The sequence below is a fragment of the Paraburkholderia sp. JPY465 genome, assembly GCF_050436725.1.
In the GTDB taxonomy this organism is placed as follows: domain Bacteria; phylum Pseudomonadota; class Gammaproteobacteria; order Burkholderiales; family Burkholderiaceae; genus Paraburkholderia; species Paraburkholderia youngii.
Map to the genome: position 1 here is coordinate 539,050 of NZ_JBNDMT010000006.1, position 18,121 is coordinate 557,170.

At 61.8% G+C, this 18,121-nt stretch carries 15 protein-coding genes and 2 pseudogenes; 9 read left to right on the plus strand and 8 right to left on the minus strand.

The window, feature by feature from the left end; translation table 11 throughout:
• Nucleotides 1–51: 51 nt before the first annotated feature.
• On the minus strand, nucleotides 52–588 hold the full coding sequence (tssB, locus tag QFZ94_RS35625) for a type VI secretion system contractile sheath small subunit (RefSeq protein ID WP_368584278.1): 537 nt from the start codon (nucleotides 586–588) through the stop codon (nucleotides 52–54).
• Nucleotides 589–2,040: 1,452 nt separating this feature from the next.
• Between tssB and QFZ94_RS35630 the strand changes: the two genes are divergently transcribed.
• From QFZ94_RS35630 to QFZ94_RS35670, 9 genes and pseudogenes are all read left to right on the plus strand, one after another.
• Nucleotides 2,041–2,982, plus strand: coding sequence for an ABC transporter substrate-binding protein (locus tag QFZ94_RS35630; protein WP_429462771.1), 942 nt, complete (start codon nucleotides 2,041–2,043; stop codon nucleotides 2,980–2,982).
• Nucleotides 2,983–3,058: 76 nt separating this feature from the next.
• Nucleotides 3,059–4,604: pseudogene (locus QFZ94_RS35635) on the plus strand (sugar ABC transporter ATP-binding protein).
• Nucleotides 4,597–5,637 carry an ABC transporter permease subunit gene (locus QFZ94_RS35640; RefSeq protein WP_429462772.1) on the plus strand — a complete coding sequence of 347 codons (1,041 nt, stop codon included), beginning with the start codon at nucleotides 4,597–4,599 and terminating at the stop codon, nucleotides 5,635–5,637. Before QFZ94_RS35635 ends, QFZ94_RS35640 begins: the two are co-directional and overlap by 8 nt.
• Nucleotide 5,638: 1 nt before the next feature.
• A complete protein-coding gene (locus QFZ94_RS35645; RefSeq protein ID WP_429462773.1) occupies nucleotides 5,639–7,357 on the plus strand; it encodes a ribulokinase in 1,719 nt (572 codons plus the stop codon).
• Nucleotides 7,342–8,061 (plus strand): L-ribulose-5-phosphate 4-epimerase, encoded by a 720-nt coding sequence (locus QFZ94_RS35650; protein ID WP_368584282.1) that lies wholly within the window; start codon nucleotides 7,342–7,344, stop codon nucleotides 8,059–8,061. The genes QFZ94_RS35645 and QFZ94_RS35650 overlap by 16 nt, the downstream gene beginning before the upstream one ends.
• 56 nt (nucleotides 8,062–8,117) lie before the next feature.
• Complete coding sequence (locus QFZ94_RS35655; protein ID WP_368584283.1) at nucleotides 8,118–8,918, plus strand: DeoR/GlpR family DNA-binding transcription regulator; 801 nt, start codon at nucleotides 8,118–8,120, stop codon at nucleotides 8,916–8,918.
• Nucleotides 8,919–8,937: 19 nt separating this feature from the next.
• Entirely contained in the window at nucleotides 8,938–9,609 is a 672-nt protein-coding gene (locus QFZ94_RS35660; RefSeq protein WP_429462774.1) for an HAD-IA family hydrolase, read from the plus strand.
• 148 nt (nucleotides 9,610–9,757) lie between these two features.
• On the plus strand, nucleotides 9,758–10,699 hold the full coding sequence (locus QFZ94_RS35665; protein WP_368584285.1) for a ribokinase: 942 nt from the start codon (nucleotides 9,758–9,760) through the stop codon (nucleotides 10,697–10,699).
• Nucleotides 10,700–10,877: 178 nt separating this feature from the next.
• Nucleotides 10,878–11,081, plus strand: a pseudogene (locus tag QFZ94_RS35670) (PLP-dependent aminotransferase family protein); the annotation flags it as partial.
• A 41-nt stretch (nucleotides 11,082–11,122) separates the two neighbouring features.
• Here the strand turns inward: QFZ94_RS35670 and QFZ94_RS35675 are convergent.
• From QFZ94_RS35675 to QFZ94_RS35705, 7 genes are all read right to left on the minus strand, one after another.
• Complete coding sequence (locus QFZ94_RS35675; RefSeq protein ID WP_368584286.1) at nucleotides 11,123–11,923, minus strand: hypothetical protein; 801 nt, start codon at nucleotides 11,921–11,923, stop codon at nucleotides 11,123–11,125.
• A 190-nt stretch (nucleotides 11,924–12,113) separates the two neighbouring features.
• Nucleotides 12,114–13,184: an ABC transporter ATP-binding protein gene (locus QFZ94_RS35680; RefSeq protein ID WP_429462775.1), complete on the minus strand. Its 1,071-nt coding sequence runs from the start codon at nucleotides 13,182–13,184 to the stop codon at nucleotides 12,114–12,116.
• Between the two features lie 32 nt (nucleotides 13,185–13,216).
• Nucleotides 13,217–14,146: a carbohydrate ABC transporter permease gene (locus tag QFZ94_RS35685; RefSeq protein WP_429462776.1), complete on the minus strand. Its 930-nt coding sequence runs from the start codon at nucleotides 14,144–14,146 to the stop codon at nucleotides 13,217–13,219.
• Nucleotides 14,133–15,044 carry a carbohydrate ABC transporter permease gene (locus QFZ94_RS35690; RefSeq protein WP_429462777.1) on the minus strand — a complete coding sequence of 304 codons (912 nt, stop codon included), beginning with the start codon at nucleotides 15,042–15,044 and terminating at the stop codon, nucleotides 14,133–14,135. The genes QFZ94_RS35685 and QFZ94_RS35690 overlap by 14 nt, the downstream gene beginning before the upstream one ends.
• Before the next feature lie 10 nt (nucleotides 15,045–15,054).
• On the minus strand, nucleotides 15,055–16,386 hold the full coding sequence (locus tag QFZ94_RS35695) for an ABC transporter substrate-binding protein (RefSeq protein ID WP_429462778.1): 1,332 nt from the start codon (nucleotides 16,384–16,386) through the stop codon (nucleotides 15,055–15,057).
• 37 nt (nucleotides 16,387–16,423) lie between these two features.
• The gene (locus QFZ94_RS35700) at nucleotides 16,424–17,407 is read right to left on the minus strand and encodes a TauD/TfdA dioxygenase family protein (RefSeq protein WP_429462779.1); all 984 of its coding nucleotides are present in this window, start codon (nucleotides 17,405–17,407) and stop codon (nucleotides 16,424–16,426) included.
• Nucleotides 17,367–17,810 carry a hypothetical protein gene (locus tag QFZ94_RS35705; RefSeq protein ID WP_429462780.1) on the minus strand — a complete coding sequence of 148 codons (444 nt, stop codon included), beginning with the start codon at nucleotides 17,808–17,810 and terminating at the stop codon, nucleotides 17,367–17,369. The genes QFZ94_RS35700 and QFZ94_RS35705 overlap by 41 nt, the downstream gene beginning before the upstream one ends.
• Nucleotides 17,811–18,121: the final 311 nt, after the last annotated feature.

An 18,121-nucleotide genomic window follows, 5' to 3' on the forward strand; every position in this document is an offset into this window, starting at 1 on the left:
CAACTGGGCGTTTTGGGTCTCGCCCGTTATGCCGGTTTCGCCAGTCGTGGCTTATTCAGCCGATGCGTCACCTGCAGCCTCGGCTGCGGGTGCGTTGCTGGCCTGAGCCTGGCTTTGAACTTTCTTGAGTTCTTCGCTGCTCTGCACGATGCGCTCGAGCATCGAATCGAGTTCGTCGTTGCCGTCGAGTTTGGCGAGCAGATCACGCAGTTGCTGACGCGCTTCGAGCAGCTTCGCGAGGCGCGGCACCTGATTCACGATGCTTTCTGGGTGGAAATCCTCGAACTTTTCGAACTTCAGCTCGACCTTGATATTGCCTTCGCCCTTCATCGTGTCGGGCACGGAAAGGTCGAGTCGCGGGCGGATTTTGCCCATGATCTCGTCGAAGTTGTCACGGTCGATGTCGACCAGACGGCGCTCCTTGAGCTTTGGCAGCGGCGTGGCCGGATGCCCCGAAAGGTCCGCCAGCAGGCCGACTACGAGCGGAAGCTCACGCTTCTCGACCGCATCGCCGACTTCGACGTCGTAGGTGATCTGGACACGCGGCGGACGGTTACGCCCCACCCATTTCTGCAAACTGTTCGACATGGATCTCTCCGGAGATGCTTGACTATGAGGACAACGAACGCTGGCGCCCGCTTCGTTTGCGAGCGTATGGCACAAGGTACAAAAGTCTGTCGAAGAGCGCGCAGGATCACGCTCGCCGCATGCGCGCGAGCAGAACCCGCTGACGGGTTGTCGTCAACGTGAGCGCCTTTCTTTAGTTTTCTTTGAATCAGGCTACCCACAGCAGGGCTGGGCGAACCTGCGCGGATGGCAGGCTACCGTATAGAGCGCTGGTAGCAGTTCTAGCGCTCGTCCCCCGCGGTTTCCGCTGGCCATGAACACTACCTTGGTCAGGGGTAATGGCCGTTGAAGAAGAAACCGTGACTTGCTTGTCAGGCCAACCTGGTCTCACGCACGATCGGTGCATGCTGGCCGGCCTGGAAAATTTAGGCAGAATTAGAACACAGACTTTTTACAGCTACAAGACAGTTATCTGGCAATCGGTTGGGGCTAGCGGCATCGCTAAAGAGAGCGTTATTGGAAAGCCTTGGCGACTGGCGTCATAGTGCGATGAACGTAGACGGCCTTTGTCCAATTAGCCCTTTCAGCACCTACCGGCTGGATTCCGAACGTTCGCGTCCACCGACGAGTCATGTCTGGCGCGAACCAACAGATAATCAAAACAGCAAATATCTCGCAAAAAAGTATCGATTATCTGAAATCGAAAATGCAGTGCGCGTCTGCATATGAACCTACAAGGTATAACAAGTAAAAAATAGATCACTTGAAATATGCGTTCGTGACAAAAAACAGAAACTGATACCCGGCGAGTGCCGCAGCCCGACCGGCTTGCGCCTCCCATTCGGCAAGCCTGGCAGCGGCAGTTCAATCGACCCTGCGCGCCACGACCCAAAGTTTTAGAAAGCTTTCCATCCGCAAGTATCCGGTAACGTAGCGGAAATGAAAGTTGATGTAAGAAATAAAAAATGCGACCAAAAAGTGGTTAGCGGATGCTACTGAAATTCGTCCCGGGTCGTTAGAGAAGCGTTGTTTGGCGGGTGGCTCCCTACCGCATACGCCATCCTCGCGTTGCCGTGTTTGAAATTTGTTGGTTTCATACATCTTGCTTTCACTTTCTTTCGAAAAAATAACGGACAGTTCTCGGTATTGTTCGGGTCCTCCCCTGTGTCGCTGAACTGAAACTGCATTCGTCGCGATATCGATTTATCGCCCGAAGTACTGGCACCCCATCGGCTTAACATCAGATGCAACGTCGACGCCGCGCAAGGTCCGTGTCCTCGGTGAATACCTGATCCTGTTCCGCGATGGCAGCGGCCGCGCCGGCCTAAGCCTTTCACACTGCAAAGCACAACATCTTCCCCCTTGCATGTTCGATGTTGGGTGATATAGTCATATTATGTTTGAATATGTTCCGTTCGAACAGAAATCAAACATAATGTCAGCCACAGACAATCGAAAACAAGGAGACATCGCATGAAGAAGACTGCTACGAGCCTGTTCGTGTGCGCGCTTTTCGGGCTTGCCGCAAGCGCTCACGCTGCCGACAAGCCGCTGCGTTCCGTCGGCGTCACCGTCGGCGACCTCGCGAATCCGTATTTCGTCGCGGTTGGACAAAGCGTCACGCGCGAAGCGCAGAAGATCAATCCGAACGCTCAGGTGACGGTCGTCTCGGCCAAATACGACCTGAACACCCAGGTGGGCCAGATCGACAATTTCATCGCCAACAAGGTCGACATGATCGTGCTGGGCGCGGCCGACTCGAAAGGCATCGGACCCGAGGTGCGCAAAGCGCAGAAGGCGGGCATCGTGGTGGTGGCGGTCGACGTGAGCGCGGACGGCGCCGACGCGGCGGTCATGTCCGACAACACGATGGCCGGCCAGCAGTCGTGCAAATACATCGCCGAGCAACTCAACGGCAAGGGCAGCCTCGTCATCGTCAACGGGCCACCTGTTTCGTCGATCATGGACCGGGTCACCGGCTGCAAGTCAGAGCTCGCCAAATACCCCGCTATCAAGATTCTGTCCGACAACCAGAACGCCGGCGGCAGCCGCGACGGCGGTCTGACTTCGATGTCGAATCTGCTCGCCGCATATCCGAAGATCGACGCCGTCTTCGGCGTCAACGATCCGACCGCGATCGGCGCCGAGCTCGCGATCAAGCAGGCGAAACGCTCGGACATCAAGCTGATTGGCGGCGTCGATGGAGGCCCGGACGGTGTCCAGGCGCTCAGGACCCCGCAGTCGCTATTCGTCGTTTCCCCGGCGCAGGACCCGAATGGTATGGCCGCGCAGGCCGTCGACGTCGGCTACGCGCTGATGAACGGCCGCCCTCCGAAAGACAAGGTCAAGCTGCTGCCGACCCCGCCAATCACGAAGGCGAACGTCGCGACGTATCAAGGCTGGATTCGCGACTAGCCGGCCAAGCATCGGGTCACGGCGAGCAGCCCGCGCGCAGCGAAGCGGCGCTCGCCTCGCGTTCTTGAGGATTACGATGACCACACCCGTCTTGCAGATGACCGGCGTCGACAAAACGTTCGGCGCAACGCGTGCGCTATCCGGCGTCAAACTGACCGTTCATCCCGGAGAAATCCACGCGCTGATGGGAGAAAACGGCGCGGGCAAAAGCACGCTCATGAAAATACTGTCCGGCGTCTACCAGCCGGACGCGGGCGAAATCCGCATCGAAGGCAAGCCGGTGCGGCTTGCCAATCCCGCGGCCAGCCGCGCGTTGGGAATCAGCCTCATTTATCAGGAACTTGCGGTCGCGCCGCACATGTCGGTCGCCGAGAACGTGTTTATGGGCAGCGAGCCGCGTTCGCGTTTCGGCCTCTCGGACCGAGCCGCGATGCTGCGGCAGACGCAGGATGTATTGCAGCAGCTCGGCCGCCAGATTTCGAGCCTCCGACCGGGCGGGCTCGCTTTCGATCGCGGAGCAGCAGCAGGTCGAGATCGCGCGTGCGCTGATCCATCATGGCCGCGTATTGATCATGGACGAGCCGACCGCCGCGCTTTCGGACCGGGAGGCCGAACATCTGTTTTCCGTCGTGCGCAGGCTTCGCGATGAAGGGATGGCGATCATCTACATCAGCCATCGGATGGCCGAGGTTTATGCGTTGGCGGACCGGGTAACCGTGCTGCGCGACGGCAAGTACGTCGGCGAGCTCACCCGCGACGCGCTCGATTCGAAAAAGCTCGTGCAGATGATGGTGGGCCGCTCGCTCGACGACTTCTATCAGCACGAGCGACGCGCGACTACCGAACGCGAACCCGTGCTGCAAGTGAACGGCGTCGGAGGCGGCAAGATCATGCCCGCGACGTTCACGGTGAAGCGAGGCGAAGTGCTGGGTCTCGCGGGGCTCGTCGGCGCGGGCCGTACCGAGCTCGCGAGACTGATCTTCGGCGCGGACGAGAAGACATCGGGGACCGTGCAGATCGAAGGCAAAACGCTCGTTGTCGCGGATCCGCGCGCGGCGATGAAAGCCGGTCTCGCATACGTACCGGAAGACCGTAAGGCGCTCGGCCTCTTCCTGCAGCTCGGCGTGCGCGAGAACGCGGTTCTCAATGTCGCGAGCCGTCATACGCGCTTCGGCCTCGTCGATCACCGGGCCCTGCGAGCGCGCGCGAAAACCGCAGCCGCTCGACTCGGCGTGAAGACGCCGAATCTCGAGCTGCCGGTTGGGCGTCTCTCGGGCGGCAACCAGCAGAAGGTCCTGCTCGCGCGCTGGCTCGAGATCGGCCCGAAGGTGCTGATACTCGACGAGCCTACTCGCGGCGTCGACATCGGCGCGAAGAGCGAAATCTATCAGATCATCCACGCGCTGGCCGAATCGGGCGTCGGCGTGATCGTGATATCGAGCGAGCTGCTGGAAATCATCGGCGTCTGTGACCGTGTCCTCGTGATGCGCGAAGGCGCGATTACCGGAGAGCTCGCGGGCGAAGCGATCACCCAGGAAAACATCATGCGTCTGGCAACGGACACCGAGTCCGTCGCCGGGTCCCGTCATGAACGAGTGGAGGAACACATCAACCATGGCTGAATCAAGCGAAACCCCGGCTCGTACTCCAATACATACGGACGCGCCAGCACATGCGTCGCGCGCGCCGTTTTCCGCGCGCGCGCTGATGCAGCGTCTCGGCATGCTGCCGGTGCTGGTCGTGCTGTACGCGGTGTTCTACTTCCTCACCGTGCATTTCAGTGCCGATGGCACATCGAATTTCGCGACCGCCGACAACACGATGAATGTGCTGCGCCAGGTGGCGATCAACCTCGTGCTCGCCGCCGGCATGACGTTCGTGGTTCTCACGGCGGGCATCGATCTGTCCGTCGGCTCGATTCTGGCCGTGTCCGCCGTGCTTGGGATGCAGCTGTCGCTGATGGGCAGCCTGGCGGCGTGGTCCATCCCGGTGTTCGTCGCATCCGGTCTGGTGATGGGTGCGCTGAACGGTGTCATGGTCGCGTTTCTCGACATCAATCCGTTCGTGGTCACGCTCGGCACGATGACGGCGTTTCGCGGCGCGGCGTATCTGTTGTCGAACGGCACCACGGTACTGAACAACTCGATTCCGAGCTTCGAGTGGATCGGCAACGACGACTTTCTGCACGTGCCGTGGCTGATCTGGATCGCGGTTGCCGTCGTGCTCGTGTCGTGGGTGATTTTGCGCAAGACCGTACTAGGCATCCATATTTACTCGGTGGGCGGCAATTTGCAGGCCGCGCGGCTGACCGGCATCAGGGTGCGCGGCGTACTGCTGTTCGTCTATTCGATAAGCGGGCTTTTTTCCGGGCTCGCAGGCGCGATGTCGGCCAGCAAGCTCTACGCGGCGAGCGGCAACTGGGGCACGGGCTACGAACTGGACGCGATCGCCGCGGTCGTGCTGGGCGGCACGAGCCTCATGGGCGGCGTCGGCACGATCTGGGGCACGGTCGTGGGTGCCTTGATCATCGGCGTGATGAACAACGGACTCACCATTCTCGGGCTGTCCTCGTTCTGGCAATACGTGGCCAAAGGCGTGGTGATCGTCCTCGCCGTGATTCTCGACAAGTGGCGGCAGAAGGGGGCGGTGAACTGACATGATCCATCCGGACCAGCAAAGATTCGTCATCGGTGTCGACTTTGGTACCGACTCATGCCGCAGTCTCGTCGTCGATGCTGCCACAGGCGAGCAACGCGGCAGCGCAGTCGCCTTCTACCGCAGATGGAGCGAGGGACGCTACTGCGACCCCGATCATGGGGTCTATCGGCAACATCCGCTCGACTACATCGAGGCGATGACGCAGGCCGTGCGCGGGTCGCTCGATGAGGCGGGCGATGCCGCGCGCAGGCTGATCGCTGGCATTTCGATAGCGACCACGGGTTCGACGTCGGTCGCGGTCGATGAGCACGGAACGCCACTGTCGCTGACGCCGGCGTTTCGCGACAATCCGAATGCGATGTTCGTGCTCTGGAAAGACCACACCGCCGTGCGCGAGGCGGAAGAGATCAACCGGCTCGCCCACGGGTGGGATGGCGAGGACTACACGCGCTTCGTCGGCGGTGTCTACTCCGCCGAGTGGTTCTGGTCGAACATGCTGCATGTGTTCCGTGTCGATCCGCAAGTTCGGGCCGCGACTTACAGCTGGGTCGAGCACTGCGACTGGATGCCGGCGCTGCTGAGCGGCACGACGCGCCCCGACCAGATGCGCCGCAGCCGCTGCGCGGCCGGGCACAAGGCCATGTGGCATCAGTCGTTCGACGGCTTGCCGAGCGAAGCGTTTCTGACCCGTCTCGATCCGCTGCTGGCTGGCGTGCGCGAGCGTCTGTATGACGACACTTTCACGGCGGATGTGCCGGCGGGGCATCTGACGCCCGAATGGTCTCAGGCGCTGGGACTGACGACCGACGTCGTCGTCGGCGTCGGCGCGTTCGATGCGCACATGGGCGCGGTCGGAGCCGGCGCTCGCGCGCACACGCTGGTGAAGGTGATGGGCACTTCGACGTGCGATGTCGTGGTCGTGCCGAACGAGGAAGTCGCCGGCAGCGTCGTGCGAGGCATCTGCGGCCAGGTCGACGGCTCGGTGATTCGAGGCATGACTGGACTCGAGGCCGGTCAGTCGGCCTTTGGCGACGTATATGCATGGTTTCGGCGCTTGCTGTCGTGGCCGCTGGGTCTGCTCGACGAAACCGATCTGAGCGGGCCGCAACGTGAGGCGCTCGCCGCGCGCATCCTGCCCGCTCTCGAACGCGCGGCCGCGGGCGAGGATCCGCAAACGACCGGCATCGTCGCCATCGACTGGTTGAACGGGCGCCGCACGCCGTTCGCCGACCAGCGGTTGCGGGGGGCGATCTTCGGGCTGTCGCTCGGCAGCGACGCTCCGAAGATTTATCGGGCGTTGATCGAAGCGACAGCGTTTGGCGCGCGAGCCATCGTCGAGCAGTTCCAGAACGAAGGCGTGCGGATCGACGACGTGATCGCTGTCGGCGGTGTGGCGCGGAAGTCTCCGCTGAACATGCAGATCGCAGCCGACGTGTTCGGCAAGGAAATTCGCGTGACCGCAGCCGACCAGGCCGTGGCGCTAGGCGCAGCGATGTTCGCCGCCGTGGCGGCCGGCCTGCACGAGACGGCGGAACAGGCGCAGATCGAGATGGGGGCCGGCTTCGAGCATGTCTACCGGCCGAGCGCGAAAGGCCGTGAGGCTTACGAGCAACTGTACCGCACGTACCAGTCGTATGGCGCGCTCGTCGAGCGTGCCATGCGCGATCGATCACATCCCGTATCGGAAACCGAAGACACATCATGTTCACTGAGCTGAAACGCGAGGCTTACGAGGCGAATCTCGAGATCCCGAAGCAGGGTCTCGCCATCTACACGTTCGGCAACGTCAGCGCGTTCGATGCGAGCCGTGGCGTGTTCGCGATCAAGCCCAGCGGTGTCCCCTACGAAGAGCTTCGTGCAGATGCGATGGTCGTCGTCGACCTCGAAGGGCGCGTCGTGGAAGGTACCGGAAGACCGTCTTCGGATACGAATACGCATGCGGTGCTGTACCGGGAATTCGAGGGTATCGGCGGGATCTGCCACTCCCATTCGATGTATGCGGTCGCCTGGGCGCAGGCCTGTCGTGAGATCCCCGTGTTCGGAACGACGCACGCCGACCACCTGACCGAGCCCATCCCGGTGACGGAACCGATGAGCGACGAGGCCATCGAGCGCGATTACGAAGTCGAGACAGGCCGCCAGATCGTTGAGCGGCTGCGCGGCGCGAATCCTCGCGAAGTCGAAATGGTGATCGTGGCCTGTCATGGGCCGTTCACATGGGGCAAGTCGGCGCAGAAGGCCGTCTATAACAGCCGCGTGCTCGAAGAAATTGCACAGATGGCCTACCTGACCCGAACCATCAATCCGGTGACGCCGCCGATCAAGGAAACACTGATCCGCAAGCACTATCTGCGCAAGCATGGCGCCGGCGCATACTATGGACAGGCCAGAACGCCCGCCCCCGTGGAAGGACTAAAATAGCGGCTCGATCATTTGCACGGCGCGCTTTCATAGCGGCAACACGAACCGGGACTTTCATGCCCACGTCCGAAAAGAACACAACGGAAAGCGTACTGGCTGAACACCGTCGGGAACTGATCCTCGATGCGCTGGCACGAGGCGGTCAGTGCCGCGTGACTGATCTCGCGCAGCAATTCTCTTTGTCCACGATGACCGTGAGGCGCGACCTGCAGGTGCTCGAAGAACAGGGGCGGCTGCGTCGCGTGCACGGCGGCGCAGTGCTCGTCGATTCGGAAGTCGACTATCCGTTAAGGGCGCGCGAAGGGCAGACGCAGAAGCAACGCATCGGCCAGTGCGCAGCCGAGTTGATTCTGGACGGCATGGTCGTCTACCTCGACTCCGGCACGACAGCCATGGAACTCGCGCGCCGGATCCGCGACGGGCTGCCCGGCGTCAACCAGCTTTCCGTCGTCACGCACGGCATCAATCTGGCGATGGAACTGGCCGGTCACCCGGCCTACGACGTCCATCTCATAGGCGGTGAGCTTTATCGCAATGGGCTTGCGACCGTCGGTCCCGTCGCTATCGCCCAAGTCGGGCAACTTCACTTCGACCTGTTCTTCATGGGCGCTCGCGGCGTCGACCTCGAGGCCGGCTGGACCAATGCCAACCAGCTCGAAACACAACTCAAGCATGTAGCGATCGAACGCAGCCGACGCATTTGCGCGCTCGCCGACAGCACCAAGTGGGGCCAGCGAGGATTCGTGTCCATCGCGCCATTCGAGAAAGTTTCTGCCTGGGTTTGCGACGACGACCTGCCGGACGAGGCACGGTCGGCCGCCGCGAACATGGGCGTCGAACTGCTTATCGCCGGCTGACTCACCAATACTTCAGACAATGCATCGACAACCCGACTTTCTGCGCTGTACCTGCGTCCTGTTCGACATGGACGGCACCCTGCTCGATTCCCGCGCTCCGATGCACCGCGCGTACACGGAGTGGGCCGAGCGTTACGGACTCGATCCCGCCCTAGTCATCCGTGAAGCGCATGGACGCCGCACGATCGACACCTTGAGCGCGCTCGCGCCGGCAGGCGCCGACGTCGAAGCCGATACGCTCGCGCTGATGCGGCGCGAGCGCGAAGATGTCGACGGCATCCTCGCTATTCCGGGCGCGGCAGAACTGCTGAGGTCGCTGCCCCCGAATCGGTGGGCGGTGGTCACCTCCGCGGACAAGGCCCTCGCGAGCAGGCGCCTGCAGGCGGCTGGATTGCCGGTCCCGCCGTTTATCGTCAGCGCCGAAGACGTCGCGCGCGGCAAACCCGCGCCGGACGGCTTCGAGATGGCGGCTCGTCGCATGGGTCTCGAGGCGCGCGACGCGGTGGTGTTCGAAGATGCGCCTGCGGGCATCGCTGCCGGCATCGCCGCGGGCGCGAAGGTGGTCGCGGTCGCATGGGCGTCGTCCGCGGCGGGGCTCGGGGAAACACTGCGGGTGCACGACCTGACTGGCGTCACCGCGGCGACCGACGGCAGCGAGATCGTCTTGCAGGTATCCGCCCGGCTCGCCTGACAGCGAATCCTCGGTCCCTGAGCTCTGCTCTCATTTCGCAGCGGAAAGCGTTATCCTTCTCAGCGGTGTCACGGTCGAGCGACTGTGAACGGGTTCGAGCGCACCGGTCCGGTCGCGCCGCTGATGGATGATTTTTCGACATGACGACATGAGAGACGATCCGTTGCCGCGAATTGTCGTGGTCGGAAGCGTGAACATGGATTTCACGGTGTATGTGCCGCACCTGCCGCGCCCCGGCGAAACGCTGAGCGGCGAGCAGTTCATGGTCGCGCCTGGCGGCAAGGCAGGCAATCAGGCGATTGCCGCAGCGCGTCTCGGTGCGAACGTGTCGCTCATCGCCTGCGTCGGCGATGACGAATTCGGGCCGAGGCTGCGCGCGAGCCTCGAAACCGACCGCATCGACTGCGCCGGCGTTTCAGTGATTCCCGGCTGTGCGAGCGGCATTGCGATGGTCGTCGTCGATCCGAGCGGATGCAATTCGATCGTTACGGTCGAAGGAAGCAACGGCAAGCTCACGCCTGACTTGGCCGCTCGCCATCTGCAGGCCTGTCCGACGCCGCGGCTGATCCTCTGCGAACTGACGATGCCGATGTCGACAGTCGAACGAATCCTCGCCATGGCCAATGAGGCCAGCGTACCCGTGCTGCTCAATGCTTCACCGGTTCGAGGCGTGCTACCGGCGCATCTCCTGAAGCTCGTCGAGTATCTCGTCGTGAACGAGGTCGAAGCCGCTATTCTGTCCGGACAACCGCTCGACTCCGTCGAGGATGCGATGTCGGCGGCGCACGCGCTCCGGGCTGCCGGCGCACGAAACGTTCTGGTGACGCTGGGCGCGAAGGGCGCGGTCACATGCTTTGCGGGCGAGAACGAACCACGCATCGAGTTCCTTCCTGCGGAACCGGTCGTTGCGATCGACTCTACGGGAGCCGGCGACACGTTCGCCGGAGCGTTCGCGACGGCGATCGTCGCGGGAGCATCCGACACGAAAGCCGTGAAGTTCGCCCAATCTGCCGCAGCTATTTGCGTGACTCGAACCGGTGCCGCACCGTCGATACCATATCTGTGGGAACTGCCCAGCGCTTGCATCTAGTGATGCGACCAAGGCCATCGGTGACATATCGCTGTGCAACTTTTGGACAAAGGCAGTCAGGAATCCGCATTGGGAATTACTGGCATGGACAGTCTCACGCATCACTGGCTCGAACGGCTGACTGAAAGCCGAAAGCCGGCGTATCTCGTGATAGCGGGTCCGATCGAAGAGGATCTGGCGAGCGGACGTCCCCATCATCGAAGACGACGCATACGGATGGCTGCCATCGAACAAGCGTGTGGCACTTGCCACGCTCGCCCCCGAACTGACGTGGTACGTCACCGGCTTTTCCAAAACGCTGGGTGCGGGCTTGCGTGTCGCCTATCTGCGCGCGCCCACTGTGCGGCAGACACAATGTGTGGCCGGCGCGTTGCGCACCTCGCGTCGTCGTGCACTTCGCGTGCTTTTCCGCCAGGGCTCCCGCTAGACGAATCGCGCCGACCCGAGCACCCGGTAGTTAGGATTGGTACTGCCCGTCGGATTGCGGTGGCCGTGCCCGAACCACGCTTTGGGCGCATAGGCGGGGCGGTCGTATTCACAACTGCCGTAGGTCGCCCAGAAGAGTTCCCAGTGTGCGCCGTTCGCTCGGCCAAACACGATGGTGCCGCCGGTGAACTCGACGTTCGTGCGCGACTGCCCGAGCTTGCGGTTGACCTCGGCCATCGCGCCGGCGTTGTAGGCCGGCTTGGCCACGTTGCCGAGCGGCAGCAGGTTCAGCCCGAACGGAGCCGCCGCAAGGTGGCCGCGCGCGGTGTTGTACAGGTTATTCAGGTAAGCGGTGCAAGCCGGCAGTTCCAGCGTCGGCTGCAAGCCGCCCAGGTGACCGCCCGGCGCATTGGACTGGTTGTTCGCGTGGTAGACGACGATGGACCCCGGTACGCCATGCACGCGGTCGACGTAGACCATGCAGCCCGACAGGTTGGTCGTCAGAAACGACTGCGGCGCGCCTCCGCCGCCGGGCGGCGGGAGCACCATCGAAGTGATTTCGTCGGTCGCGAACGGCAGGAAATAGGTGTCACCGGCGGGCGCGGCCTGCGGATTCAGGCTCGTGAGTCCGGCAATGCCGACGCCAACATTCATCGCCGGATTCAGGTTGACCCGGCAGTTCGCCGCCGTGTAGTGGCGGTGCAAGCCGTTGACCAGCGGCACGAACGCCCCGCCATTGAAGTTACCGGTCGATACCGTGGTCGGGAGGGTCCGACAGTTGGCGACATTGATAGGCATTCCGGGTGGTCTCCAGTTCGCTGTGGCGCGTGGTTTGCACGACGATACGCGCAAGTTCTTTCCATCGTCAACACGCGACTGTCGGGAAACGGCCCGGGATGCGCTTCCTGCAGTTTGCGCAGCAGCGTGAAGGCCTTTAGCCTGGGGCCGTGGCGTAACAGCGGCAGCGAAGATCCTTGCCTCTTTACTCTTAGTTCAACCGCGCTCCGCTGTGCGCATCGAACAGATGTGTCCGCTCCCCGCGCGGGAGCAGATGGATTCGGTCCCCCGGCCGGGCATCGATACGCTCACGATACGCGACGATGAGATCCTGGCCGGCAAAACGCACCGCTATCTGCGTCTCCGACCCGGTCGGTTCCACTACCACCACTTCAGCCGGCAAGCCGCGTCCGCTTGCATCGAGCCGGAAGTCCTCAGGCCTCGCGCCATAAATCACGCGGGCTCCTTGCTCTGCGTTCGGCCTGGCCGCCAACGGCAATTGCAGGCCACCGTCCGTTACCACGTGTGCACCGTTGTTGAGGTCCAGGTGTCCGTGAATGAAATTCATCGACGGCGAGCCGATGAACCCCGCAACGAACGCATTGCGCGGCGTGTCATAAAGTTCAAGCGGCGTGCCCACCTGTTCGACCAATCCATCCTTGAGGACGACGATGCGGTCAGCCATCGTCATCGCTTCGACCTGATCGTGCGTTACGTAAATCGTGGTGGTGCGCAGGCGCTGATGCAAGGCCTTGATCTCCGTGCGCATCTTGACGCGCAGGCTCGCGTCGAGATTCGACAGAGGCTCGTCGAACAGGAATGCTTGCGGTTGACGCACGATCGCGCGGCCCATCGCGACGCGCTGTCTTTGTCCACCCGATAACTGGCGCGGCAGGCGTTCGAGCAGCGGAGTCAGTCCAAGGCTCTGCGCGACGTCGTTCACGCGTGCCGCCATCTCTGCCTTCGACGCGCCCTTTAATTGCAGAGAAAACGCAAGATTCTGCGCGACAGTCATATGCGGATAAAGCGCGTAATTCTGGAACACCATCGCGATGTTGCGATCTTTCGGCGCGACGTCGTTGATCGATTGATCGCCTAGCATGATGTCGCCTTCTGTGACCGACTCCAGTCCAGCGATCATCCGCAGCAACGTAGATTTTCCGCAGCCCGACGGACCGACGAGCGCCACGAATTCTCCTTCGGCGATTTCGACATCGATGCCGCGAATGGCCTCGGTATTGTCGTAGCGTTTGTGGACGTTGCGGATGCTGAGCGAAGACATAGCGCGTTGAATCCTTTATTTCGCAATTCTTTCTAGTCCTTCAGTCCGCCCGCGGTCAGGCCGCGCACCAGGTATGTACGGACGAGTACCGTGAACAGAACGACCGGCAGCATGACCAGCGTGCCGGCGGCGGCGACCTTGGTCCATTCCCAGCCTTCGTACTGGAGAAAATTCACGATCGCCACCGGCGCGGTGATCGCATTGGTCCGCGTGAGAATCAAGGCGTAGAAGAAGTCGTTCCACGAGAAGATGAAGCACAGCACGGCGGTGGCCGCGAGTCCAGGCGCTGCAAGCGGCAGCGTGACGCGCCAGAAGGCTTGCCAGATGCCGCAGCCGTCGATCTGTGCGGCTTCTTCGAGTGTGCGCGGCACGGCGTCGAAGAAGGTTTGCATCAGCCAGACGACAATCGCCAGATTGAATGTCAGATACACGATCACCAGTCCCGCGATAGTGTCCTGAAGTCCGAGCCACCGGTACGCGAGATAGAACGGAATCGTGAACGCGATCGGCGGCGCCATACGCGTGGTCAGAATCCATAGCGCGACCTGCTTGCGTGCGCGAAACTTCCAGCGTGTCAGCGTGTAAGCCGCCGGCACGCCGATCAGCAACGAAAGCAGCGTGGACAGCGTGCTGACGATGAGGCTGTTCACGAACGAGCCTACGAAGCTGCTATGAAAGAGGCCTCTGAAGGCATCGAGCGTCGGCTTGAAGAGCAGGCCGTCGTCGAAGATCGTGTCAGCGGGACGCAACGCCAGTTGCACGAGCCACAGGAACGGAAACAGCAGCACCAGCAGTAGCGCGACGACTACCGCGGCGCGTGCATGACGTTGCAACGCCGCGCCCAGCCGATACTTCCGCGTGCCCTTGCGGCGTCGGCGACCGACAGGTGACGTGTGTCCGTCTTTGCTCAGTCCAATTGCGCCGGGCAGATCGCGATTGATCGAAGTACTAGTCTGCGTCATGACTATTCCATCCGAGTTTGCCGACCAGCCAGCTCAGCAGGAAGACACCGACGAGGATGACCGTCGCGATCGCACTCCCGTAGCCCCAATAAGAGAAATTGAACGCCTCGATGAAGCTGTAGTAGTTGGTGACTTCTGTTACGGTGCCGGGACCGCCGTTGGTCAACACGTAGATCAATGGGAACGCCTTGAAGCTGTCGATGAGCCGGAACAATCCGCAGACCACCAGCACCGGACGCAGGTATGGCAGCATGATGTAGCGAAACAATTGCCAGCGCCCCGCGCCATCGAGGCTCGCCGCTTCGAGCGGATCGTCGGGAATCGTCTGCAATGTGGCCAGCACCATTAGCATCGTGAACGGGAACCATTGCCACGTGTCGGCGGCGGCGACTGCCCATAGCGCGGTCGACGGATTCGCGATCAACGAACTCACTGGATAACCGGCCGACTCCAGCGCACGATGCAGCGGGCTGATATCCGGCGAATAAAGGATCTTCCAGATCAGCGCGGCGACAATCGGCGGCAACACCATTGGAATCAGAAAGACGGTACGCACACCCCTGAGCAACGCCGACTTACCGTCGAGCAGCAGCGCAAGCCCGAGGCCGATGGCCAGCTGTGACGTTACGCTCGCCAGCGACAGCTTGAGCTGCGTGCGCACCGAATCCAGAAAACGCGTGTCGTGCAGCAGTTGCCGATAGTTCACGAGCGGATCGTCGAAGCGAAAACTCGCAACCGGGTTCGTGAGGCTCAGCGGAGTCAGACTGACGACGACGAGCACCACGGTTGGCACGAGCGTAACGGCCGCCAACGCGATCAACGACGGTGTCAGCCCCATCAGGAATGCGCGCCGCTGTTGCGACGCCCAGCTCGCCGAGGGATGTAATGGCGTGGACATGTCGTAGCCGTCAGATCTTGATGCCGGCCCGTCTCAGTTCCGCAATCGACGCCGCTTGCGCCTGCTGCATCGCCTGGCGTGCCGACAGCTGCTTCGTCGCGATGCGCGCGATCGCCGCGTTGAGCTGCTGATCGACCTGCGGATAGACCGCGACCGTGCGGTACTTCATATGACCGGATTTCGCCGCGAGATCGATGGATTGAAGTGAGAGCTCCGCAAGATCGTGACCATTGATCAGCTGCCGCGTGCGGAATTCCTTCGAGTCGATGTCCGAACGCCGCGCGGGCGATCCGTAACCGGCTGCGACGGTTCGCCGTGTGATCTGCTTCGACAGCGCCCACTGAATGAATGACCACGCCGCTTCCTTGTTCTTCGAGCCGGCGGGAATGCCCAGGCCATGCACCGCGACACCGGGAAAGCGTCCGGCCGGTCCCTTCGGCACGAGCCCGAAGCTCGCCGTCTTCACGGTCCTGCTCGCCGCGGGGTCGCCGAGTTGGGCGAGGTAGATCTGACCGGCATCCGCAAAATTCGTGCGGCCGAGCATCAGGGCCTGCGTGACCTGATCGGGCGTGTAGGTCACGCCACCGTCCGGGCCGAACTCGCTGATCAGGTTCGCGTAATACTCGGCGGCGGCGATCGCCTCAGGTGTGTCGAGCGTGGGAAACAGGTCGTCCGGCGGCGAGCGGAACACATTGCCACCGAATGCCTGCAGATACGGCACGAAGGTCCAGCCGTAGTGGCTGTCCGCGACGTAACCCGCGACGCGTTCTTTCTTGTTGACGGCCCTCAGCACCTTGACGAGATCGTCGGTCGTGTCGGGATACGCGTAGCCCGCTGCCTTCACGAGATCGAAGCGCGAAGAGCCGGACAACAGTGCTTCGGCATTCCAGGGGATGCCATATAGCTTGCCATCCTTGCCGGTTTCAGACGCAAGCGCGCCCGGCAGGAAATCCTTGACGTCCCAGTCCGTCGCGGTGAGCGCTGGATTCTTGATGAAGTCGTCGAGCGGGGTCAGCCAGCCCGAATTGATCCAGCGGCTGCTGTAGATGAACGTGACGTTCAGCACGTCATATGCGGAACCCCGCGTGGACAACTCGAGATCGGCGCGCTGGTTGTAGACCGGAAACGAAGGTGTGTCGAAGTTGACCTTCGCGCCGCTCGCTGCTTCGAATTCCGGCAACCATTGCTGAAGCAGTTTCGTGTATGCGGTGCTGAACACCGATACGTTGAGCGTCACACCGGCGTACTTCTTTGCGCCGGATTGCGCGCGAACCAGGCCCGGCAGCATCGCCGTTGCGCCGAGTACGGCGGCGGCCTGAAGCAGGCGTCGTCGTTGTGTCATGTGCGGAGAGTCTAGTATTGGTTATTGTCGAACCCGCTCAGGCGGCGGAAGCGGCCGGCTCGCGCGTGGTCTGCGGCGAGTCCACTTGCGTTGTACGTTCCGGCCGCCGCAGCGTGCGGCTATGACGCCCGTCGACGGAAACCGCGCGCTCACCCGCCACCGTCACGCGACGCACGAGGCGCTCCTGGGTGCCGTAATCGTTCACCGCGTAGTGTTGCGTTGCGCGGTTGTCCCAGATCGCCACATCGTTCTGACGCCACTGCCAGCGCACGGTGTTTTCGAGGCGGATCACGCGGTTTTGCAGGATCTCGAAGATTCGCGCGGACTCCGAACTCGACAACCCCACGATGCGTTTGATGAAGTGGCCCAACAGCAACGCCCTTTCGCCCGACACTGGATGCACGTGCACGATCGGATGCTCAGCCTCGTACACGGACGAAACGAACACGTTCTGGTGATGCGCGAGACGCGCCGCGGCGGACTGCGTGTCGGTTCCCGCGATACGCTCTGCACCGTAGTCGTAGTCGTTGGTGTGCACGGCCCACAGGGAGTCGGCGAGCCGTTTCAGATCGTCCGGCAGACGTTCGTAGGCGACGGCCGTGTTGGCCCACACCGTATCGCCGCCGTAAGCCGGAATCTTCACGCCGCGCAGAATGGAAATCTTCGGGAACGCATCGACGAAAGTGACGTCCGTGTGCCAGGAATCTGCACGGCCGCCACCTTTGGACGCATCCAGCTCGAACAGCGCCGTGCCTTCCGGCGACGGCACGGTCGGATGCGCGACGGTTTCGCCGAATCGGGCGCCGAACGCCTGGTGCGACACGTCGTCCAGATGCCCCTGATCGCGAAAGAACAGCACCTTGTACTTCACCAGCGCGCGATGGAGCGTGTCGATCACGGACTCGTCGAGCGCTGGGGAGAGCTTGAAATCCTGAACTTCTCCGCCAATCAATCCCGCCACACGCCGGATGCGCAGATTTTCAAATGAGGTGTCCAGATTCGATTGGGCAGAGGAACTCACGGATGGCACTCCTGTATGAACAGGCGACAAGTGTAAAAATCGGTATGCCACGCACAAAACAATAAATAGGAATATTCATTCCGTACTTGGCCTGATAAGCATTCGGCGGAACGAAAATGCCATGTTCGCGATACCTTCTGCGGCGAATGACATTTACAGTCAGTTTGGTCGAGCATGCAGGAGCTTGACCGGCTTTCATCCTCCTGCACAGCAATGGATGGCGGAGCGGGCCGTCCAGTGAGACATCCAGGCACGCATCGCCGAAGCGCCGGTTCGCAATTGCGCCAGGGTCCCGGCCAACCGCCGCAGGCCGCTTCATGCGGCTCAGATAACAAGCGCCGCCAGAGCGATCGCCCGACGCTCTGCGCTGCCAGACCTCGATATCACCGTGAAACCTGTTCAAGTACAAATCGTCGAACTGCCCTTCCGTCCGCCTGACACGCTCGCGAGTTCTGCCCAGTGCCGGGCGATCCTCCCGGCGCAGGTCGGGGATTTACCTATTTCCGTCCTTGGCCCGCAGGTGCAACATCGCAACCATATTGCATAACATTAATGTATATCAAATAGCCGTCTAAATACGCATATCAAAATGAAGACCGTGATTAGTCGGTGCGCACACCTGAAAATAGGTTGGATCGTGCGTTGATTGCAATTGCGAAAGTACAGATACCTGCGCTACCGCCTCTCTTCTTTAATCACTGAAAGTGGACGTTG